22 protein-coding genes are annotated in these 22543 nt (G+C 49.8%); 15 read left to right on the forward strand and 7 right to left on the reverse strand.

From position 1 onward, the window contains the following. Nucleotides 1-34: 34 nt before the first annotated feature. Both IM638_00265 and IM638_00270 read left to right on the forward strand, forming a co-directional pair. On the forward strand, nucleotides 35-796 hold the full coding sequence (locus IM638_00265; GenBank protein MCA6361444.1) for a glycosyltransferase family 2 protein: 762 nt from the start codon (nucleotides 35-37) through the stop codon (nucleotides 794-796). Beyond that, nucleotides 793-1962: a DUF2029 domain-containing protein gene (locus tag IM638_00270; protein MCA6361445.1), complete on the forward strand. Its 1170-nt coding sequence runs from the start codon at nucleotides 793-795 to the stop codon at nucleotides 1960-1962. Before IM638_00265 ends, IM638_00270 begins: the two co-directional genes overlap by 4 nt. A gap of 252 nt (nucleotides 1963-2214) precedes the next feature. On the opposite strand, the gene IM638_00275 is transcribed toward IM638_00270, so the two are convergent. The 7 genes from IM638_00275 to IM638_00305 form a co-directional block, all read right to left on the reverse strand. Continuing rightward, complete coding sequence (locus IM638_00275) at nucleotides 2215-3810, reverse strand: O-antigen ligase family protein (protein ID MCA6361446.1); 1596 nt, start codon at nucleotides 3808-3810, stop codon at nucleotides 2215-2217. A 100-nt stretch (nucleotides 3811-3910) separates the two neighbouring features. Next, on the reverse strand, nucleotides 3911-5608 hold the full coding sequence (locus IM638_00280; GenBank protein ID MCA6361447.1) for a S41 family peptidase: 1698 nt from the start codon (nucleotides 5606-5608) through the stop codon (nucleotides 3911-3913). A 57-nt stretch (nucleotides 5609-5665) separates the two neighbouring features. Further along, nucleotides 5666-5923, reverse strand: coding sequence for a membrane protein insertion efficiency factor YidD (yidD, locus tag IM638_00285; GenBank protein MCA6361448.1), 258 nt, complete (start codon nucleotides 5921-5923; stop codon nucleotides 5666-5668). Beyond that, nucleotides 5907-6311, reverse strand: coding sequence for a ribonuclease P protein component (locus IM638_00290; GenBank protein MCA6361449.1), 405 nt, complete (start codon nucleotides 6309-6311; stop codon nucleotides 5907-5909). The genes yidD and IM638_00290 overlap by 17 nt, the downstream gene beginning before the upstream one ends. Before the next feature lie 68 nt (nucleotides 6312-6379). Beyond that, the gene (locus tag IM638_00295; GenBank protein ID MCA6361450.1) at nucleotides 6380-7159 is read right to left on the reverse strand and encodes a uroporphyrinogen-III synthase; all 780 of its coding nucleotides are present in this window, start codon (nucleotides 7157-7159) and stop codon (nucleotides 6380-6382) included. A gap of 26 nt (nucleotides 7160-7185) precedes the next feature. Further along, nucleotides 7186-7911, reverse strand: a complete 726-nt coding sequence (locus IM638_00300) for a DUF4271 domain-containing protein (GenBank protein ID MCA6361451.1) — start codon at nucleotides 7909-7911, stop codon at nucleotides 7186-7188. Nucleotides 7912-7991: 80 nt separating this feature from the next. Next, entirely contained in the window at nucleotides 7992-8543 is a 552-nt protein-coding gene (locus tag IM638_00305; protein ID MCA6361452.1) for a YceI family protein, read from the reverse strand. 275 nt (nucleotides 8544-8818) lie between these two features. On the opposite strand from IM638_00305, the gene IM638_00310 reads away from it, so the two are divergent. The 13 genes from IM638_00310 (at nucleotide 8819) to IM638_00370 (ending at nucleotide 22477) form a co-directional block, all read left to right on the forward strand. Beyond that, a complete protein-coding gene (locus IM638_00310) occupies nucleotides 8819-9997 on the forward strand; it encodes an acyl-CoA dehydrogenase family protein (GenBank protein ID MCA6361453.1) in 1179 nt (392 codons plus the stop codon). 223 nt (nucleotides 9998-10220) lie between these two features. After that, nucleotides 10221-11108, forward strand: coding sequence for a T9SS type A sorting domain-containing protein (locus tag IM638_00315; protein MCA6361454.1), 888 nt, complete (start codon nucleotides 10221-10223; stop codon nucleotides 11106-11108). A gap of 289 nt (nucleotides 11109-11397) precedes the next feature. After that, nucleotides 11398-12270, forward strand: coding sequence for an aldo/keto reductase (locus IM638_00320; protein ID MCA6361455.1), 873 nt, complete (start codon nucleotides 11398-11400; stop codon nucleotides 12268-12270). Between the two features lie 7 nt (nucleotides 12271-12277). Continuing rightward, the gene (locus IM638_00325) at nucleotides 12278-14410 is read left to right on the forward strand and encodes a HEPN domain-containing protein (protein ID MCA6361456.1); all 2133 of its coding nucleotides are present in this window, start codon (nucleotides 12278-12280) and stop codon (nucleotides 14408-14410) included. After that, entirely contained in the window at nucleotides 14403-15170 is a 768-nt protein-coding gene (gene cobA, locus IM638_00330) for a uroporphyrinogen-III C-methyltransferase (protein MCA6361457.1), read from the forward strand. Before IM638_00325 ends, cobA begins: the two co-directional genes overlap by 8 nt. Then, nucleotides 15167-15772 (forward strand): bifunctional precorrin-2 dehydrogenase/sirohydrochlorin ferrochelatase, encoded by a 606-nt coding sequence (locus IM638_00335; protein ID MCA6361458.1) that lies wholly within the window; start codon nucleotides 15167-15169, stop codon nucleotides 15770-15772. Before cobA ends, IM638_00335 begins: the two co-directional genes overlap by 4 nt. Continuing rightward, a complete protein-coding gene (locus IM638_00340; protein MCA6361459.1) occupies nucleotides 15769-16779 on the forward strand; it encodes an NAD(P)/FAD-dependent oxidoreductase in 1011 nt (336 codons plus the stop codon). Before IM638_00335 ends, IM638_00340 begins: the two co-directional genes overlap by 4 nt. A gap of 3 nt (nucleotides 16780-16782) precedes the next feature. Continuing rightward, a complete protein-coding gene (locus IM638_00345) occupies nucleotides 16783-17097 on the forward strand; it encodes a 2Fe-2S iron-sulfur cluster binding domain-containing protein (protein ID MCA6361460.1) in 315 nt (104 codons plus the stop codon). Between the two features lie 133 nt (nucleotides 17098-17230). Further along, the gene (locus IM638_00350) at nucleotides 17231-17836 is read left to right on the forward strand and encodes a sigma-70 family RNA polymerase sigma factor (GenBank protein MCA6361461.1); all 606 of its coding nucleotides are present in this window, start codon (nucleotides 17231-17233) and stop codon (nucleotides 17834-17836) included. A 6-nt stretch (nucleotides 17837-17842) separates the two neighbouring features. Then, nucleotides 17843-19414: a hypothetical protein gene (locus IM638_00355; GenBank protein ID MCA6361462.1), complete on the forward strand. Its 1572-nt coding sequence runs from the start codon at nucleotides 17843-17845 to the stop codon at nucleotides 19412-19414. A gap of 76 nt (nucleotides 19415-19490) precedes the next feature. Next, nucleotides 19491-20192 (forward strand): hypothetical protein, encoded by a 702-nt coding sequence (locus IM638_00360; protein ID MCA6361463.1) that lies wholly within the window; start codon nucleotides 19491-19493, stop codon nucleotides 20190-20192. Nucleotides 20193-20291: 99 nt separating this feature from the next. Further along, nucleotides 20292-21773, forward strand: a complete 1482-nt coding sequence (locus IM638_00365; protein ID MCA6361464.1) for a HAMP domain-containing histidine kinase — start codon at nucleotides 20292-20294, stop codon at nucleotides 21771-21773. Continuing rightward, nucleotides 21770-22477 carry a response regulator transcription factor gene (locus IM638_00370; protein ID MCA6361465.1) on the forward strand — a complete coding sequence of 236 codons (708 nt, stop codon included), beginning with the start codon at nucleotides 21770-21772 and terminating at the stop codon, nucleotides 22475-22477. The genes IM638_00365 and IM638_00370 overlap by 4 nt, the downstream gene beginning before the upstream one ends. The last annotated feature ends 66 nt before the right edge of the window (nucleotides 22478-22543 follow it).

Below are 22543 nucleotides of genomic sequence, written 5' to 3' on the forward strand. Positions count from 1 at the left end.
AACAGCTTCTCCGGCTTTTGTACTTTTGTGCTCTATGCCCGAGCCGGTTAAACTTTCGGTGGTCATCATCACCTTCAACGAAGAACGCAATATCGACCGCTGCCTGCATGCCGTAAAACGCATTGCCGACGATATTGTGGTGCTCGACAGTTTCTCTGCCGACCGCACGGAGGAAATTTGCATAAGCCACGGCGCTCGCTTCATCCAGCATGCGTTCGACGGGCATATCGAACAAAAAAACCGTGCCATCACCCACGCGCTATATCCGCACATCCTCTCACTCGATGCCGACGAGGCGCCCGATGAAACCCTGCTTCGCGCCATTGCAGCCGTAAAACAAAACTGGCAGCACACCGGCTATTCCATGAACCGCCTCACCAACTACTGCGGGCAATGGATAAAACACTGCGGCTGGTACCCCGATACCAAACTCCGGCTCTGGGACAGCCGCCACGGAAGCTGGGGCGGTGTCAATCCGCACGATAAATACGAGCTTGCCCCCGGCAGCACACAGGCACATTTGCCCGGCAATATTCTGCATTACAGCTACTACACCGTAGAAGAGCATTACCGCCAGGCCGATAAATTTTCGACCATTGCGGCCAAAGCGCTGCATGCACAGGGCAAACGCAGTTCGCTGCTGCTGGCCATGCTTAAAACCGCAGCCAAGTTTCTGCGCAACTACCTCATCAAACTCGGCTTCCTCGACGGACGTTACGGTTTTGTAATTTGCCGCATCAGTGCATGGGAAACCTGGCAGAAATACACCAAGCTCAGCAAGCTGCACCGCCAATGAAAGAGAAACTATTCAGCTATCGCTCGCCGCTGCTCAAACCGCGCAACCAGTTTATTCTGCTGCTTGTGGTGGTTGTTGCTGTTTCGCTTCACCGGCTGCTGCTGTTTCCCGAAAGTTCGTTCAACAACTTTTTCATTTTCCGTGCCTCATTCACCAACCTCTGTAAAGGGGTTGATTTATATGTGCTGCATCCCGAGCAGTATTTCGATTTGTACAAATACAGTCCGTCGTTTGCGGCGCTCATGGGTGTGTTTCATTTGCTGCCTGCAGCTCTGGGCGCCACGCTTTGGAATCTGCTCAATGCACTGCTGCCGTGGTGGGGCATTCGCCGGCTTGCCATCAGTGAGCAGTGGAAAGCGTTTCTGCTTTGCTTTGTGCTTATCGAACTGGTTACTTCAGTCATCAATGCGCAAAGCAATGGCATAATGACCGGCCTGCTGCTGCTGGCGTTCAGCAGTTTTGAGCGTAAGCAGGTGGTGTGGGCGGCTTTATTTCTGGTACTCGGTTTTTACATCAAACTTTTTGCGGCTGTGGGCGGGTTGCTGTTTGTGTTTTATCCGCAACGCATAAAGTTTTTACTCAGCGGCGCAGTTTGGCTGCTGGCTGTTGCCGCATTGCCGCTGCTTTTCACCTCACCCGAACTGCTGCTTACGCAATACAAAAGCTGGCTTCAGCTTCTTGGCAATGATCCCGCACACGAACTCAACTTTTCGCTCATGACCCTGTGCGAACGCTGGTTTGGTTTACACGCCGCCGATGTATGGTTTTTAATTCCCGGTTCAGTGTTACTCATGCTTCCGTTGCTGCGCAGGCAGTTTTGGAACAATGTAAATTATCGCATGCTTTATCTGGCCGCCGTTTTAGTCTGGACTGTAATTTTCAACCATAAAGCCGAGTCGCCCACTTACATCATTGCCATTACCGGAATAGCACTCTGGGCGGTGAGCGAAGCACCCGGTCTGAAACGCGCTTTTCTATTGTGGCTTGCATTTGTTGGCATTCAGCTTGTTCCCACCGATTTATTTCCGCATGCCTGGCGAACTGAGTTTTTTGTACCGTATGCGGTAAAAGCATTTCCGGCGGTGGTGATGTTTGGGGTAATGATGTGGAAGTTGTTAGTGGGGAAGTATTTTTCGGAGCAGAGGTTTGGTGTATATTTACGTTGAATTAATCGCATCGTAAATCAATTTTTGCAGAATAAATGCGAAAATAAATTTACTAATGGATTAATATGTATATGTTTGAATTGACAGTCGGGAGATCTGCCCTTAGCGGATCGTTAGAACTAGGTTTCTACCTGCCTGTCTTTTTTATTTTTATTCCCCTGTGTACAGCCGCTTTTTTTCAATCATTAAAAGTCGTATTGACTCAGAGGGAGGAATACCTCACGGTATGTATGAGTTAATCTAGTTTCCCGATCACTTCATCACATCCCTGTTACTTCCCGAAGGCATGGCAAACAGCACCAGCGCATTGAAGTAAGCAAAAAACGTAACGCCCTGCTGTGTTTCCAGCGTATCATCGTTGAGGAAAGAAGTTACGGCGATGATAAAGAATGCCAGGCTGATGTAGTTTTTCCATCGTCCCATGCGGCTCATGGGGTAGGTGAGGGAGAAAATGAAATAGAGCAGGGCCGGAATGCCCAGCGTGAGTGCAAAGGAAAGAAACTGGTTGTGCGGGTGCATCCACTGAAACGATTCGCTGAGTGGGGTGCCGTTTTTTGCGTAGAAACTACGCATTGTTTTTTCGCTGCTGCCGGTGCCGTGACCCAGCACCGGAGCTTCGGCAATGCAGGCCATTGCGGTTTGTGCAAGTTCAAAACGCATGGTCACTGATTTTCCGCTTGGATCGCCGCCGCTGCCATATACATGCAGTTCCCAGAATACCTGATACATGCGTTTGCGCAGCTGGCTCATTTCGGGCCACGATGCATTGCAAAGGCCTTGTTCAATTTGTGTAATGTCTCCTGTAGTAAGCTGTGCTACCCCGTCGGCATCTTTGCGCAAACCTTTAGAGGTCATGTAACGCAGCAGTACGTAAACGACGGGCACCCCGCCGGGCGTTTTACCACTGGTGAGCGAAATGCGGCTGCGGCTGTTCCAGGCCGAATCGAGTTCGGGCCAGCAAATCCAGAATTTTACGCGGCGGCCGTTTTCAATCATCGGATCGCGGGCATCGTGTGTGTATGGGTTCCCGCGCGGTGTTTTCAGTTGCAGGCGGCTGTCTGCGCTTTGCTGCGTGCTGTTTGGGGTAAATATTTTCCACGCGGCCATCGTTTCCATACCGGCATAGGCAATGGCAGCGGCAAATAAAATGCTCACGGCAAATACCGCCTTGCGCTGGCGGCGAAGTAACAAAAACACAAGTACCAGCAGAAAACCGCCCAACGCCAGCACCACCAGCCCCGTGAGCGATTGCATATACACCAGAAACAGCGTGAGCGCAGTAATGCCCGCAAGCGCACCGGCCTTATGCCACGCCGGCCCCTGCCTGAACAGCACACGACCCAGCCAGAAAATAGCAAGATCGGCCATGAGCGAAAGTCGTATGAGCGACACAAACCGTGACGCCTTGCGCAAATCGTTTATCTCGCGCTGCCACCAGCCGGCAGCTACCAGAAAAGTAGAGGCCGCGCTCACAAACACCGCTGCCAGAAAAATGCCGATTACCCAGCTCAGCTCCCTGCGCGTAAGCTGCGGCGTAGTGCCAATAATAAACGGAAACAACAGCAGCGGCAGTTTCACCCGCACATCGCGCCAGCCAGCCCCGGCATCATTCGTCCACAACAGACCGATGAGATGCAGCACAAACACACCCATGAGTACAGCCACTGCCGGCCGCGATTTAAAACGCCGCCATTTGGCCGCAAAATCACCTTCCCAAAGCCAGTTGATGCCGATCCAGAAAACGGAAACGCTGATCATGAATTTCGACAGCGGAAGCCCCGCAGCCGTAAGCGACAGCCCGAATACGTATAAGAAACGATGCCACGAAGCCGGTAAGCTTATTCTCATGCGCAGGTTGAGGTAGTGTGCGAATGTAGCTAAAGTTTACTGCGAAAGGGCGTAACGAAAAAGTGGTTATTTCATTGTGCAGACGGTGAAAAAAAGACCATTAATCGTCTTTTTTCTCCATATCGGTGCGCTGCTGCGGCTTGGGCAACTTTTTCACCACGGTAAGTATATCGGTGTAGGCCTTTTTATCGGCCAGAATCTGCATGGCTTTGTTCAGATCGGGATCATCTTTGAGTGAGGAAGCGATACGGCCTTTTTCATAATAGTAGCGCGAACTGATCTCGGCTTCGAGCAACACGGTAATTTCAGTGCGGAATTCTTCGAAATCGTCTTTTTTGTTTTCTCCGGCTTTCGTTTTCAATGCCTGAAACTCCGCACTCATTCCGTTGAAATTGCCGCTTTTCTCGGCACTTTTACGGAATTGCTCAAGGCTTTTTTCTTCGGGAGTAAGGTAGCTGTAATCACGTTTCTTCACCCAGGCCACAAACTTGGCATATTCGTCGGCCGAAAACCGAAAGGCTTCATTCCCTTCAAGATTGCTATGTGCCAGTGCATATTCAGTGGCGTAGTCGAAAATCAGCCCTTTGGCCAGCAACGTATCGGTAAGTACACTGTATTTACGGGCAGGCACTTCCATGTCAGGTATCACCCCCAGTCCGTCCCATACCGTACGGCCGTTGCGGGTTTTGAATTCGGTAATGAGCGAGTCGGGTACGCGCACCACGCTTCCGTCGGCATTGCGGTGTGAGTAATCAAGCGCCTGCACGCAGCGACCACTTGGGGTGTAGTATTTGGCAATGGTGAGTTTGAAAAATGCCCCGTAGGCCACAGGCACGGTATTTTGCACCAGTCCTTTGCCATACGAACGCTGCCCCACAATTACGGCCCGATCCAGGTCCTGCAAAGCGCCCGCTACAATTTCCGATGCCGATGCAGAGCCTCCGTCGGTAAGCACGGCCAGCGGAATCTGCGTATCAACCGGCGTAAGCTCTGTGCGGTAGGTCTGATCCTGTTCGGCAATGCGTCCGCGCATTTTCAATACCAGATTGCCCTTGTCCACAAACAAATTCACAATAGCCACTGCCTGATTCACAAGTCCGCCGGGGTTTCCGCGCAGGTCAAGCACCAGTGTGGTAATGTTTTTTTGTTTCAGATCGAGCAGCGCCTCGCGTACTTCGCTGGCAGCCGTTTCGCCGAATTCATTGAGTTTAATATAGCCCGTGTTGTTGGCCAGCACGGTGGAGTAAGCCACGGTTTTTGGCTTAATCTCCTCACGCGAAAACGTAAAATCAAGCGGCGATGAAGCACCCGGTCGTTTTACTTTCAGCGAAATTGAGGTATTGGGTACACCGCGAAGCTGTTTCATTACTACTTCGCCGTTTTTGCCCGTAGTGCTCAGTCCGTTTACTTCCACAATTACATCGCCGGGCTTAATGCCGGCCTTCATGGCGGCAAAACCTTCATACACTTCGGTAACCACATTGCTGCCGCTCATTTTGCGAATGGTGGCGCCAATGCCGCCATACTGTCCGGTGCTCTGGTAGCGGTAATCTTCAATGTCTTCTTCCGAATAGTAAACCGTGTAAGGGTCGAGCGAGCGTAACATGGCATCGATTCCGGTTTTCATCAGTTCGCCCGGACGCGGTTCATCCACATAGCTGCTGTTGAGGCGCTGGTAAATGGAACTGAAGATTTCGAGGTTTTTGCTCACCTCGAATAATTTATCGTCGCTGCCGGCGGCAGAAAAACCGAGTATTCCGGCTCCGGCCAGCAAGGCTGGCACAAGAGTTATGCGCATTGCGCGGCTTACATTACGGGCAGAAAAAAGTGTACGCATCATAGCAGAACAGATAAATCAGGGAACAGGATCATGACCATGCCCGCCCCAGGGGTGGCAGCGGCCAATGCGTTTGAGGGTTAGCCAGCCGCCGCGCAGCGGGCCATGTTTGCGTATAGCTTCTATACCATACTGCGAACACGAAGGCGTATAACGGCACGAAGGCGCGAGATACGGCGAAATGGCATACTGGTAAAAACGGATCAGCCCGATAAACAAGCCGCCGAAAATACGGCGCAGTATGTTAGGCTGAATATGTTCACCGGGTGCCTGCATCGGATAGCTGCTCGCTCAAACGACGTAAAGTTAGGATTATTTTATCCTGTATCTCGCCTGAGGTAAGTGCTTCGCGATGCGTGTAAATAAGCATTACCTGAATTTTTTGCCCCGAAGCCTCAAGCTGTTCATACAACGCATGTTTGTTTAAACGGTAAGCTTCGCGGAGTTGCCGGCGGATGCGGTTGCGCATTACGGCTCGCTTAAACGAACGCTTGGGCACGGCAAACAAAATGCGCACGGGCATTTCCTGCACATCCGTTTCGCGCCACACTACCCTGAACGGAAATACCCTGAATGCAGCGCCATGCTTCACCAGCGTGTCAATCGTGGTGAGGCCGCAAAGCCGTTCGGCTTTGCTGAATGTATTGCGGCGGGTTGTGTGCATTGGTAAAAAACAATCCGGCACATTGCTGCTGCCGGATTGCGTAAAGGTCGTGAAAATGCGGGTTGATGTTACTTTTTATTCACCTGCTTCACATACTCTTCCAGCGCCATGGTCATAGACGGTGTGCCCGGACGCGGGGCGTGAATATCAAGGCGCAGTCCGGCTTCTTCCACCGCTTTGGCAGTGGCCGGGCCAAAAGCCGCAATGCGGGTTTTGTTTTGCTTGAATTTCGGAAAGTTCTTGAAGAGTGAGGTAATACCAGACGGACTGAAAAACACCAGAATATCGTAATATACATCAGCCAGATCACTCAGGTCGCTGCATACGGTGCGGAATAAAATGGCTTTAGAATAGGTGATGTTGTGTTTATCAAGCACTTCGGGCACCTCTTCCTTATGCACATCCGAACAGGGATAAAGAAACTTGTCTTCCTTATGTTTGCGGATAATCTCAATCAGATCACTGAAGGTTGCTTTACCATGAAAGATTTTACGTTTCCGGTACTGCACATATTTCTGAAGGTAATAGGCTGTTGATTCCGATATACAGAAATACTTCATTGTATCGGGCACGGTAAAGCGCATTTCCTGACAGATACGGAAGAAATGGTCAACCGCATTGCGGCTGGTGAGAATGACCGCCGTATGCTCCTGAAGATTGATCCGCTGCTGGCGAAACTCCTGTGCCGGAACTCCTTCCACGTGAATAAATTCACGGAAATCAATTTTCAGCCCATACTTCTTGATCAGATCAGCGTAGGGCGATTTGTCAGTCTCAGGTTTCGGCTGGGTAACAAGAATGCTCTTGACCCGTAGTTCGCCGTTATTGTTATTCTTTGGTGCTGCCACTTGCTCGCTCTTAAGGGGATCCGCCGCTATACGGCAAATTGTTTCAGGATAACGAAAAAGGGTAAAATTTCAAGGGTGCAAAGATAAAGAAATATATATACAAGAGAAAATCCTGATGTGGAAAGACCTATCAGAATGCCTCTGAAGAGTCTGTAAACCAAAATAATACCCCACAGGCCCAACCCGGTAAATACAAGCCATTCCGGGGGAATTTCGTGCGCAAAGGCCAGTAGTACAGTAACAGGGAAGAGAAGAAGTCCTAACGTTTTGTTAAATAACAGTATGTTATAAATGTATTCCAGCGCGGCTTCTTTTTTATCGAATACAAATCCCATAAACCGGGTTGCGACCGATTTAATCAGGTAGAGCAGCACAAAAGCCAGAGCAAGTGCACCATATTGCAGCATCCCTTCCTGCGGAAGACTGAAATAGCCGATTGTTTGCCACACAAAAAGCGGTGTAACCAGTAAAAAGTTGATAATGAGTAATAAAGAAGCCCTGCCGGTAAGTGCATTTTCCTCGCGGTAAAGCATGCTTACCGAAGAAGCTCTGAAAAATCCCCCTGCCAGTTGTGTCAGCCGCCGCCCGTCAAACACCCGCAGCACAACCAATGCTGCAAATGCTGCAAACAGAAAAAGCGACACCCACGAACTCCCGCCCGGGTTGGCTACCGGATCGGGATGAAAACTGCGCGAAGTACCCCAGTCGGCAGCTAAAGCCTGAAGCAATAATCCGGTGTGGTGTGCTGGCATAATGGTGTGATCAGGCAAAAATACGAAAGCCCCGGCTGTTTACACTGGCCGGGACTTTCCAAATTGGTATCCGTTACGGATTATTTTTTGTTGGCAGCCACCATGTCGGCATGTACGGTTACTTCCACACTTTCGGCAATTTTGGCGCCTACCGCTGAAGGAACTGCCACATTGTGATCTTTCAATGCCAGCATAAATTTACAGTCAACTGTAATTTTGCCGCCTTTTACTACCACCGTGGCCGGGATCGTGCGCACTTTATCTACACCATGCACACCAAGCGTGCCGGTAATGGTTACGTTGTAGGTGCCGTCTTTTTTGTAATCCACCTTTTCGTTGATTTTGCCTTTGAATGAAGCTTTGGGGAACTTATCGCTCTCCATATAGTTTTCATTAAAGTGCTCCTCCATGAGTTCGTTCGGAAAATCAAATCCTTTGATGTTGATGCTCACAATTACATCGTTGGTATTTGTATTGAGCAGCATGGTGGCTGTGGTATCCGTGGCGCTGATGTCTTCAAGCGCAGTGTGTGAATAAAATTTTACTGAACGTGAAGCAGCTTTGTAAATCTGAGCAGATGCGCTGGCCGCAAAAGCCACAACAACGAACAGGAGAAGACCTAATTTTTTCATGATCGGTTTGAGTATGATGGTTTGTTTTGTAGGCATTTTGACAAGTTGCGTGCCAAACTGCCTTATTTTTCGATTAAAAACAGGTGATACACCAAATTGTTTGTAGCAACAAATATACCAAAGCTGCTGAGTTTTTCAAGCGAGAAGCCCCTGCAGTCCTTATTTGTACAAGATGGCCCCTGCATTTTCAGGTAATCGCCGCACAAAATGCTGTTTTTATGGTTGGCCCGGCTATTTGCTTATTTTTGCAGCGCTTTTCAAAATAAAACACCAACATGGCCACCGACAACTATCAGGCTCCAGATTACTACCTGCTCGACGAGCTTCTGACCGACGAACATAAACTCATCCGCGATACCGCCCGTGCCTGGGTGAAAAAAGAAATATCGCCCATTATCGAAGACTATGCGCAGCGCGCGGAGTTTCCTAAACAGATCCTTAAGGGTTTAGGCGAAATAGGCGCTTTCGGCCCTTACATCCCGGCTGAATACGGTGGCCCCGGTCTCGACCAGATTTCATACGGCCTGATTATGCAGGAGCTTGAGCGCGGCGATTCGGGCGTGCGTTCTACCGCTTCTGTGCAAAGCTCACTCGTAATGTATCCGATCTACACATTCGGTACCGAGGAGCAGAAACGCAAATACCTGCCCAAACTGGCCACCGGTGAACTCATGGGCTGTTTCGGCCTCACCGAACCCGATTACGGTTCAAACCCGGCCGGTATGATTACCAATATTAAAGACGCCGGCGATCACTACATCCTCAACGGTGCTAAAATGTGGATTTCAAACGCACCTTTTGCCGATATTGCTGTGGTTTGGGCCAAAGACGACAACGGTGATATCCGTGGCCTTGTGGTGGAGCGCGGCATGGAAGGCTTCACCACCCCCGAAACACACGGCAAATGGTCGCTGCGCGCAAGTGCTACCGGCGAGCTTGTGTTCGACAATGTGAAAGTGCCTAAAGAAAATATTTTCCCCAATGTAAAAGGCCTCAAAGGTCCGCTCAGCTGCCTCAACTCGGCCCGCTACGGTATTGCCTGGGGCGCACTGGGTGCTGCAATGGATTGCTATGATACGGCCCTGCGTTATTCAAAAGAGCGTATCCAGTTTGGCAAACCCATTGGCGCATTCCAGCTCCAGCAGAAAAAACTGGCTGAGATGCTTACCGAAATCACCAAAGGACAGCTGCTCGTGTGGCGTCTGGGCGTGCTTAAAAACGAAAACCGCGCCAACCCGGCTCAGATTTCAATGGCCAAACGCAATAACGTACATACCGCCCTTGTATGTGCCCGCGAAGCACGTCAGATGCTCGGCGGAATGGGCATTACCGGCGAGTACCCCATTATGCGCCACATGATGAACCTCGAGTCGGTAGTTACTTATGAAGGTACACATGATATTCACCTGCTCATTACAGGTATGGATGTAACCGGTTTCAACGCATTTAACTAAGTAAAGCCGGAACTTCAAGCTTTCGCAGCGGCGGATCAGACACACTGATCCGCCGCTTTTTTTGGCAATATGCGGGCCGCTGCTTACGTTTTTAAATACAGAAAACCGGAAAAGGCACGGCGTTTGCTTTATGTCTTGTTAACTTTTCCGGTGTAACCTTTTCCCCCGGATGGAGTTATAACATAAAACGAACCGAACAGGTATTACCAATCTCCCACACACCATGGTAAAAACCTTCCTTACGCTCGCAATGCCGCTCATGCTTCTGGCGCCTGCACTGAATGCGCAGGAGTTTATGAACGGCGGATTTGAAAAAAACGGAGGCCGGTGTCTCATCAACACCACGCCGGCCGTGTTTAATGCAAACGTGCAGCACACGCGTGCCTTTGGCGCATTCCGCAAACCCGATATTGCCAGTGCCGACTGCGGCTTTGGCGCTGCGCACAGCGGAAACTGGTTTGTGGGCCTTGCTTCAAACATTCAGGGCGACATCCGTTCCGAAGCCATCAGCATGGAGCTGAACAGCCCCTTGCAAAAAGGCCAGCAGTATGCACTCAATTTCTGGGTGCGCACACGCACTGCCTCGCCCAACCTTACACTCAGCGTATCGGGTACCGACTCTGTTTTCGGTACTTCGTTTTACACCGTGTCGGCACAATCTATTGGTGCGTCGTGGACAGAAATAAGCATCCGTTTTACCGCACCGGTAAACGGCCGCTTTATCGGTATCCGCGCTTCGCATCCGGAGCTTAACGCCGGGGTTTGGCTTGATGATTTCAGCATCCGCAGCGTGTTTCAGGCCGATGCAGTAGTGCTTACGCCAGCACCCAAAGCCACTGTAGCTGTACCTAAAAAAGCCGAACCCGCCGGCATCGAAATTTTTCCCAACCCAAGCGAAGGCATGTTCCGCATTTCGCTCGACAGTACACAGGTAATTAGCATGACGGTTTACAACATGCTGGGCACGCCGGTACAGCAGCATGTCATCGATCAGTCGCACCCGCTGCCCGATCGTATTGACCTTACCGATCAGGTGCCGGGCTTTTACTTCATCGAACTGCTTACACCTTCCGGAAAAATAACCCGGCGTGTGGTGGTACAGCGCGGTTAATTTCTTTACGCGGCAAGGTGTTGTTTGTCAGCATCTTGCCTTTTTTGTCGACATAAATCCTATAAAACCGATAGGAAAAATAGAAAAAACTTGCCCGAAAGTTTGGAAATGACATTTATTCAGCTCTACATTTGCACCCGAATGAAACATAAACACATGCCCGCTTTTTGTTCAACCTGCTGTATGCGAAGCAGGCAATAGCGGATTGTGTTCGTATTCAACCAATACAGTTACCCTTCCGCATTGCCGCGAGAAGGGTTTTTTATTTAATAATAGTATAGAAACAACAATGGAAAAACATCTATTAAGCGAATCAGGGCCGGAAGTTTCAGCGGCTATATATGGCTTCTGGCGCTGGGAGCAGGAATTGCAGGATACGGATTTACTTACTTCCGTTGTGGAAGAGTGCCAGCAACTGGGAATCACTTCATTTGATCTGAATAATCCAAACGGGACAGAACAGGTGGAGAAGAGTTTTGGTAAGCTGATCAAAACCGGTGCAGTGCAGCGTGAAGATGTTGTTATTGCAGCTCGCGCGGGATGGCAGAAAAACAAACACAGCGGTAAACTATACGCCGATCTGAGTCAGGAATCGATCCGCAGCACGGTTGACCAGTTGCTCAAAAACCTGGGAACGGATTATGTAGATGTATTGTTGCTGCATGATTTTGATCCCTTGTTCAATGCTGAAGAAACGGCATCCGTACTTACCGATCTGGTATTGAAAAGAAAAATTCATTACATCGGTTTATCAAATTTCAATGTGTTTCAGCATAAACTGCTTTCTGCTCATTTGAGTATTCCGGTAGTCACAAATCATATCGAGCTGAGTGTACTTCAAACGGATGCCATACGCGATGGTCGTCTTGATCTGATCCGTGAGCAGTACAGCAAACCGCTTGCACTTGCGCCGCTGGCCGGGGGACGGATTTTAACAGGTACCGATGCGCGTACTACAGCAATCCGCTCATTGCTTGCCGAAATTGCAGAACGTTATTCGGCCAATGTAGAGCAGGTGGCTGTGGCATGGCTTTACAAGCTGCAGGCCCTGCCAATTATCGGTAGTCTTGATCTGCAACGCATTCGCAATGCGGCAAGTGCTCATACTATTACACTGAGCAATGAAGACTGGCATCTCATTTATGAATTTGTAAAATCCTGATTTACCCATGCAGAGTTTTCGTACTGAATTCGAACTCATCAGCCACGGCACTAAAGTGCTTGTTGAAAAAGACATTGTTGATCTTGCTAAAAAAATCCAGGCTTTCCGTGAAGGGCTTATTGATCCTGAAAAATTCAGAAGTCTGCGCCTTGCACGCGGGGTTTACGGTCAACGGCAGCAAGGTGTGCAAATGGTGAGGATAAAAATTCCGTTTGGAAAAATTTCATCCGCACAGTTACGTAAAATAGCAGCTCTCAGCGAACAATACTCAAACGGCAATCTGCATTTTACAACCCGTCAGGATATTCAGCTTCATCACATCAGTCTGGAGCACACGCCGGAAATCTGGGCAAAGCTTGAACAGGATGAAATTACATTGCGTGAAGCCTGCGGAAATACTGTACGCAACATTACTTCGCCGGCCGAATCGGGTGTATGGCCTGGTGAAGCCTTTGATGTAAGCGCCTATGCCGATGCCGTATTCCGCTACTTTCTGCGTAAACCGTTTGCGCAGGAGATGGGACGTAAAATAAAAATTGCATTCTCCAACAGTGAAGCCGATGCCGCATTAACATGGATACATGATATTGGCTTTATTGCCACGTACAATGAATCCGGCGAACGCGGCTTCCGTGTGCTTGCAGGTGGCGGACTGGGGGCACAGCCCTTCACGGCAAAGTTGCTGCATACTTTTTTACCGGCATCCAGACTAATTCCCTTCATCGAATCGGTGCTGCGCATTTTCGACCGTTACGGCGAGCGGCACAGCCGGCATAAGGCACGCATAAAATACCTTATTCATCAGCTTGGTGTGGACGCATTTCTGCAGTTGCTTGACGAAATAACGCCGGCACTTACCGTGCAGGATTACCACATTGCATATGATGAATTTGAAAAGCCTTATGTGCGAGAGGCTTCTCCGGCTGCTGTACCTGCAACTCCGCCCGAAGGCTTTTCCGCGTGGATGCGCTCGAATGTGTTTGAACAGAAGCAGCAAGGATATTACGGTGTATATGTGCGTGTGCCGCTTGGAAATATACATGCCGGAACTGCACGCAAACTTGCAGACTGTATTGACAAATACTCGCGCAGTGACGATGCCCGTATTACGATTAATCAGGGGCTGCTGCTGCGTTATGTAACCTTGCCCGAGCTGCCGGCGCTTTACACTGATCTGCTGGCGGCTGGTCTTGCAAAGCCGGGGTTTGGTTCAGCGGCAGACGTTACTGCATGCCCGGGAACCGATACCTGTAATCTGGCTATTTCAAACAGCACACACGTGGCGCTGGCTCTTGGCGAAGTGATTGAAGACGATTTCCCGCATCTGCTTTTCGACAGGCAGCTGGATATTAAAATAAGTGGTTGTATGAATTCATGCGGGCAGCATGGGCTGGCGGCGATCGGATTTCATGGCAGTTCGTTTAAATCGGGCAATGCGGTGGTGCCTGCGTTGCAGGTGCTTGGCGGCGGCGGAAGTACAGGTAACGGCACAGGTCGTCTTGCCGAGAAAATTATAAAAATTCCTTCCCGCCGGGCGCCCGATGCATTACGCAAACTGCTTAATGATTTTGAATCGGAAAAGCAGCCGGGCGAAACATTCACCGCGTATTTTCATCGCAAAGGGAAGGAGTATTTTTATCAGTTGCTGAAACCGCTGGCAGATCTGAGTAACCTGGATGATGAAGCATTCAGGGATTGGGGAGCAGATGAAAAATTCCAGACTGCAATTGGTGTGGGTGAGTGTGCGGGAGTAATGATTGATCTTGTGCAAACGCTCTTTTTTGAAGCAGATGAGAAAGTGTTATCAGCCCGCGAAGCATTGGCTGAAAGCCGCTTTGCCGACAGTATTTATTTCAGCTACTCAGCGCTTATCCATACCGCTAAAGCCTTGCTGCTGAAAAACGGGCATCATGTAAATACCCATCATGCACTTATCGGCGATTTTGAAAAACAATTTATCGAAACCGGAAAAATAAGCGGACAGGGCAGTTTCAGTGCATTTATCCTTCAGCTTAATTCGCAGCCCGCCTCACCCGGATTTGCTGCCCGCTACCTTGAGCAGGCAGCCGGGTGGATTGATTTGCTGAAAACACATGCTGCTGCCGAAAGATCAACGCAAAAAGCCTCCGGACATGAATAAAACACCACGGTTAACGGTATTGGGCGCTGGTCCGGGAAATGCAGAACTCATTACGCTTAAAGCACTGCGTGTAATTCAAACAGCCGATGTGTTAATGTATGATGCATTGGTGAGTGATGAATTGCTTGAGTTTGTTCCGGCGCATTGTATCAGGCTGTTTGTGGGGAAACGCAAGGCACGCCATACCTATTCGCAACAGGAAATAAATCGGATGATTGTTTCGTATGCGCATCGCTGCGGGCATGTTATACGGCTTAAAGGAGGTGATCCGTTTGTGTTTGGACGCGGAGCCGAAGAGCTTGAATATGCTGCAGCGCATGGATTGCACACAGCCTATGTGCCGGGGTTGAGCAGTGCGGTGGCGGTTCCAGGTACCTGCGGCATTCCGGTTACCTTACGCGGTGTGAGCGAAAGTTTCTGGGTAATTACCGCCACCACCGGAAATGCGGCTCTGTCGGCCGATCTGACATTGGCAGCAAGATCAACAGCTACCGTGGTGGTACTCATGGGGCTTGGAAAAGCGGCCGAAATAAGTTCTGTTTACAGGCAGGCCGGTGCCGGCGACACTCCTGCAGCCGTTATCAGCCACGGAACATTGCAGCAGCAAAATGTGAGTACCGGTGTGGTGGGTAATCTTACCACACTGGCCGAAACGCATGATTCGCCGGCAGTGATTGTAATTGGTGAAGTGGTGAAACATAAACTTTCGCTCGCTACGGAGCAAACACTGCTGCACGAACTAACCCGTTTTGCCTCATGAGCAGCATTGAAGCCGGCAATCCGCTTTTTCCTGTCTTTCTCAAGCTCGAACAATTGCACGTGCTGCTGGTTGGAGGCGGATTTGTAGCCTGCGAAAAACTTACTGCATTGTTGCAGAATTCGCCCCGTGCACAGGTTACGGTAGTAGCCATTTCGGTATTGCCTGAATTTCGTCTTATTGCTCAGGGTTTTGATGCGGTAGTGATTATCGAACGGGCTTTTGAAGCGACTGATCTGGAAGGAAAAGATCTCGTAATTCTTGCTACGGGCAGCATACAAACCAGTGCACAAATACGCACGCAGGCCAGGCAACACGGCCTGCTTGTAAATACAGCTGATACTCCTGATCTCTGTGATTTTTATCTCGGATCAGTAGTGAGAAAAGGTGCAGTGAAAATTGCCATTTCCACAAACGGGAAATCACCCACAGTGGCTAAACGTCTCCGCGAAATTTTTGAAGAGGCATTCCCCGAAGAAATCAACGAATCACTTAATCACCTGCAAACCATACGCAGTTATTTGAAAGGCGACTTCGCCGATAAGGTGAAACAACTCAACCAATTCACCCGATTACTTTCCTCACAAAAGAAAAAAAGTTCATGATTACCACAGACCTTATCATCATCGGGGCCGGCCCGGTAGGCTTGTTTGCTGTATTTGAAGCCGGACTGCTGAAAATGCGATGTCACCTCATCGATTACCTTCCCCAGCCCGGCGGGCAACTTTCCGAAATTTATCCCCGGAAACCAATTTATGATATTCCGGGTTTTCCAACTGTGCTGGCGCAGGAATTAATTGACAATCTGCTGCAACAGGCTGCCCCGTTTAAACCCGCTTTTACACTTGGTGAACGTGTGGAAACAATTCAGAAAATTGATGAATGTAATTTTCAGGTTACAACAAATTTAGGCACAATTGTTTCGGGAAAGGCCGTGGTAATTGCGGGCGGACTGGGTTGTTTTGAACCGCGAAAGCCTGAAGTGAAAGGCCTTGATGCATTTGAGAACGGTAAAGGCATACATTATTTTGTGCGTGAACCGGAATATTTCAGAAACAGGAAAGTTGTAATTGCTGGTGGTGGCGACAGTGCACTCGACTGGACACTGCAGCTGGCTTCTGTATGCAGTTCGCTTACGTTGGTGCATCGCAGCGATCAGTTCAGAGGTGCGCCCGACAGTGCGGAGCGCGTAAAAGCATTGGCCGAATCAGGTTTAATCAATCTTCTTTTGCATACATCCGTTGAAAATGTAAACGGACTCGGCCGGTTAAGTACGGTGAGTGTGAAAAATCTCAATACACAGGCCATACATGATATTGAAGCCGATGAACTGATTATTCTCTTTGGTCTCAGCCCCAAACTGGGGCCCGCCTCACACTGGGGGCTTGATATTGAGAAGCAGGCCGTGGTGGTCAATCCGGAAGACTATTCTACTTCTGTAAAAGGGATTTATGCGATTGGTGATATCAACACGTACAAAAATAAACTCAAGCTCATTCTTTGCGGATTTCATGAAGCAGCCATGATGAGCCATAGCGCCTATAAATACATCAATCCCGGTGTGCATTACACCATGAAGTACACCACAGTGAATGGTGTAAATACATTTTAACGTATGAATGATATTGCTGTTGAAATAGAAACCGGGGGTGAATTGCAGCGCGTTGATGTGCCGGATAATATCGCGCTTAGTCTGATGGAGTTGCTCAAAGGCATGGAGATAAAAGGAATAGAAGGAACCTGTGGCGGCATGGCCTTGTGTGCCACCTGCCATGTACGCATCCTTTCAGCGGAGCCCCCGCTGCCCCCGGCCGGCGATGAGGAACTGAATATGCTGGATACGCTGCCTGTTGTGTACACCAATTCACGGCTGGCCTGTCAGATCAGGCTTGCACCGGGGCAGCAGCAGATCAGGCTCTGTGTACCGTGATGCGCTGATAATGAGTTGTTTGAAAAGGCTGCCGGGAAACACCGGCAGCCTTTTATGCGTGGCGAAGATTTTTTCTGCATCTTCCCGTTACTTTTCCATTCCCAAAACCCTATGCTGATGAAAGCAGCCCGCAATGGTTCTGTTTCCTACCGCAAAAGGCATCACCATGAACCTCGCTTCAAGTTATCACCAAACCCGCGAACAGATTGAGGCTGAAGCAGCCGAAATCAACGCCGCGCGCGACAATCCGGCCCGTTTTGCGCCGCTCTACAACAGATACTACGCCCGCATACTGGCGTTTGTGTATCAGCGTACCGAAACGAAAGACGATGCGTACGATGTGACCCAGCAGGTTTTTATTACTGCGCTGGAAAACCTCGGCAAATACAAATCGCAGGGAGTGCCGTTTTCGGCCTGGTTGTTTCGTATTGCGCTCAACGAACTGAGCCGCCAGTACCGCCGTGCCAAAGTGCGGCAGGCCGTAAATATTGACGATGCACAGGTGGCCGATGTACTGCACGAACTGGGTGAAGAGAACACTGCCCAGACGGATGCCCGGCTGATGCAGACCATTTCAAAGCTTGCACCCGATGAGGTGAGCCTGCTTGAAATGCGTTTCTTCGAACAACGTGCGTTTAAAGAAATTGGTGATATTCTCGAAGTTAACGAGGCAGCGGCTAAAGCCCGGGTGTACCGGCTGCTTGAACGAATGAAAACTATTTATTCTGCTTTAGTCTGAAGTAGCATGGAAACGAACAAAAACATTAACCGCAACCGGGAACCGCTCACGCCCCAGGACATTGAACAGGGTCGCAATTTCGACCAGTTCATGCAGGCGTACAACGCGCAGAAACTGCCGTTCTGGAAAAAGCCCGGCTTTTATATCGGCTCGGTGGTAATCGGTACTGTAATTGCCGTAGGTATTTATATGGCAGTTTCGCCCGAAGAAAAGCCCGCTGCTGCACGAACAGCATTTGTGCAGCCTCCGCTGCCCGGCATTGATGTGCGCGATACGGCATACACCGTAAATGCCGGCGAAGGCGATACACTGCTGTACAACACAGGGTCGCTGATTATTATTCCGCAAAATGCTTTTCTGGCTGAAGATGGAAAGCCGGTGAGCGGCAAGGTGGAAATACGCTACCGCGAGTTTCATGATCCGGCGTCGATATTTATTGCGGGCATTCCCATGACGTATGATTCGGCGGGTGTGCAGTATCATTTCGAGTCGGCCGGTATGCTTGAAATCACAGCCTGGCAAAACGGGAAGCCACTCAAAGCCAATCCGGCGCAGCCCATTGAAGTGGCGCTGGCCTCGCAAACGGCGGAGAATAAGTTTAACGTGTATTATCTCGATACCACCGCCCGAAACTGGAGCTTCATTAAGCGTGATACGGCTTACGTAATTGCCGCCGAACCTGCGGATACTACCGCGCCAAAAGCCAAAGCCGCCGGCCCGCAGCCCCTGCGCCCGCAACTGGCCGATGCCAAACGCCCGAGCTTCAGCATTGACTTTGATCCGCTCGAATTCCCGGAGCTGAATGCCTACAAAGGCCTGCGTTTTGAAGTGGATGAAAACCGCACACCCTACAACCGTGCCGACCGCAAAATACAATGGGACGATGCCCGCATTGCCCGCAACAGCGATGGCCGTTCGCTTACCGTAACGTTCACCAAAGACACGGTTGAGCGTGCATACATCACTTACGTGGTGGTGGACAGCCGCAACTATGCCGAGGCGATGAAGGCCTACGAAAACCGCTTTGCCGCCTACGAAGCTGCGCTGGGCAGGAAAACAGCCGATGCCAACGCCAAACAGCAAAAGATGGATGCCAATGTGGACAAGGCCGATAAAAAACGCCTCAGTGCCAATGCCCTTGCCTTGCGGCTGGCCGCGCTGAGAAGCCGTGCCAATGTGGGCAGCAAACAGGAAAACCAGACCATGCGTTTGTTTGTGATTCAGGATTTCGGTATCTGGAATTCCGACTGCCCCTCGAACCTGCCTGCTGCAGAGCCGCTGGCGCTCAAACTCCGCGACAGCCGCAACAAACAGGAAATAACCGGTGTAAAAGCATTTCTGGTAGAAAAGGGACGCAATGCAATTTTCACCTACAGCCCCGAGGCACTCAACGCTTTCCAGTGTAACCCTGATGCGGATAACCTGCTCTGGTGCATCACTCCCGACGGCCATCTGGCTACCGCTAATGCCGATGCGCTGAGCAGCATTGCCGGCAAAAAGAAAGCCGAACTCACACTCACCGTACACGAAGGCGCCCTGGCTTCGAACGAACAAACCAAGTCGATTCTGGGCCTGTAAATAAAACATCACTTCCGGCAAAGTCTGTACTTTTAGGTACGGACTTTGCCGTTTCACTTCATCAACCTCGCAAAAGATGAAACTCCGACACCTGTTTGCCCTGCTGCTTACCACCTTGTGCCTGCGCACTGCCGCCCAAACCGATACGTTTGTGGTAAAAGGTACACCTACCGTAATTACCGTAACACCCGAACGCTCCTTCCTCTATCTCAACGAGGACAATATCATGCGCATTACCTACAAGGGAAAACACAAACTGGGTAAGGTTGAATTTAAAGGCGGAACCGTTACGTTGCGTGATTCTTTATTTATAATTAATGCAACTACCGGAGTTGAAGGGGTACTGGTGGTGTATGAAAAACTGAAAAACGGAAGTGAGCGTGTAGCCTGGTCAAAAACATATAAGTTGTTTGGTCGTGAAATTCCCGAACCGGATTTGTGCGGTATCAGAAATGATTCATTTATTGATAAGTTTACGGTGATTGCCGCAGGGCGAATTTATGCACGTCAGCGTGCAAGCCGCGACAGGTATGAAGTCACTTCGTTTACATTGTATCTGCGTAATCCGAAAACAAAAAAACTGGATACGCTGAAAGCCGAAGGCAGTATGCTTACTCCGCGCATGAAGCAGAAGATTGATTCGTTGAATGTGTCGGGCAACGGAGGTGTGCTGATGTTTGATGATATTAAAGCCAAAGGTCCGAACGGGAAGGTGATTGAGTTGCCGCCGTTGCGGGTTTTTCTGGTGGAGGAGAAGAAGATGCGGATCGGGTTGTAATACCTGATCTCGTTAAATGATGTTAAGTCCGGCGGCCTGGCCTGTTTTCTACTGCGCAATACGTTGTACTTTTGAGGGTTATTGAATAGCAACGGGTAAATGCGTATCGTTTCTCCAAAATTAATTGCGTTTCTGGCGGGTGCCGCCCTTATCGGTCTTTGCGTGATTCAGTATTACTGGATCAGCGGGGCGGTGGAACAGCGGCGTGAGCATTTTGAGCAGGATGTGCGCGAGGCGATGATGAATGTAACCCGCCGCTACGCCCGCGCGGAAGCGCGTGAACGGATGCGCAACCAGCTTTCGGTGCCGCGTTTGCCGCAGGGATTCAACTCGCGGCAGAATTATTTCATTGATACAGCCGCAAGTGATACCTCGAAAATAAGTATAAGCCGTCAGAAACTTCAGCGCGGGCTTGATGCGCTATCAAAACGCACGGATCTGATGCAGCGCCCGGCCGGCGAGTTATTCTCGCTCTACAACCAGATGATTCAGATGAATATTTTTGGCGATGCAGAGCTTAATCCCGATACGGCACTCATCGACTCGCTGCTTAGCTATGAGTTTAAAAACAGGGGCATCAATACACGCTATGTGTGGACGGTTTTTTCGGCCGGCAGTATGCCTATGTTTGGCAATGGCGATGATCCGCAGCAAAGTCTGCGCGATAGTCTGATTACCTCCCGTCACCGCGTAAGTCTTCGTCCCGACAATATTTTCTCGCAGCCGCACATGCTGGCGGTTTACTTCCCGTTCCAAAACGGCTATATCCTCAAATCGCTCTGGCTCATGCTGGTGCTTTCGGTGTTGTTTGTGCTGTTTATTCTGTTGCTTTTTTATTACAGCATATCCACCATTTACCGGCAAAAACAACTTTCCGAAATCAAAAACGATTTCATCAGCAACATGACGCATGAGCTGAAAACACCTATTTCCACGATCTCGCTGGCCTGTGAAGTACTGGCCGACAGTTCGGTGGAAAAAACGCAGGACAGGCTCAACCGCTATGTGTCGATGATTAAAGAAGAAAACAAACGCCTTGGCGGATTAGTGGAAAATGTATTGCAGTCGGCACTGCTCGACAAAGGCAATTTCCGCCTTAAAACCGAGCCGGTTGATTTTCACGCACTCCTGCGCAATGCCGTAAACAGTGTGCGCATTCAGGTTGAAAACAAATCGGGCGAAATTACCATGAGCCTTGATGCCGAACGATTTGATATTGAATGCGACCGCACACATACGCAGAATCTTATTTTCAACCTGCTCGACAACGCCATAAAATATACACCCGGCCAGCCGCTCATTCGTGTATCCACCGTAAACACGGCCACCGGTATCCAGCTTTGTGTAGAAGATAACGGCATTGGCATAAGCCGCGAAAATCAGAAAAAGATTTTCGATAAATTGTACCGCGTACCCACCGGAAACGTTCACGATGTGAAAGGCTTTGGTTTAGGGCTCAGCTATGTGAAAGCCATTGCCCTCAAACACGGCGGCGATGTGTTTGTGCAAAGCGAACCCGGACGCGGCAGTCAGTTTTACGTTAACCTGCCTTTTTACGCACCTGCAACAACAAGCGAATGACCACAACAGCCGAACCCAAAACACGCATCCTGCTGGCCGAAGACGACCCCAACCTGGGCAATCTCCTGCAGGAATATCTCGACGCCAAAGGCTACGAAACTGTGCTTGCCATTAACGGTAAAGAAGGTTTCGAACAGTTCCGTAAGCACAGTTTCGATCTTTGTTTGCTGGATGTAATGATGCCTGTAAAAGACGGTTACACGCTGGCTAAGGAAATACGTGCGCTCAATCAGGAGGTGCCCATCGTATTCCTCACGGCAAAGTCGATGAAGGAAGATACTATTGAAGGCTTTAACGTAGGTGCCGACGATTACATCACCAAACCGTTCAGCATGGAGGAACTGCTGCTGCGGCTGAAAGCCATTTTGCGACGAACCAAAACACCGGCCGCACACCAAACCGATCAAACTACGTTCACCATTGGCGATTACAGTTTCGATCACACCCGCCAGCTGCTGGAGTTTGGCAATAAACCCCAGAAACTCACTTCAAAAGAAGCCGACCTGCTTCGCCTGCTGGCTATCTACAAAAACGATGTGCTCGACCGCTCCCTTGCACTGAATACCATTTGGGGCGACGACAGTTATTTCAATTCGCGCAGTATGGATGTATATATTGCCAAGCTGCGCAAATACCTTAAAGATGATCCTACAGTTGAAATCATGAATATTCACGGTAAAGGATTCCGGCTTATTGCGAAATAATTTTAGCAAAACAGATAAAGCAAAGAAGACCTGCGGACGTATCCGCAGGTCTTCCTGCATATTCAG

Source organism: Bacteroidota bacterium (assembly GCA_020402865.1).
GTDB lineage: Bacteria > Bacteroidota > Bacteroidia > Palsa-965 > Palsa-965.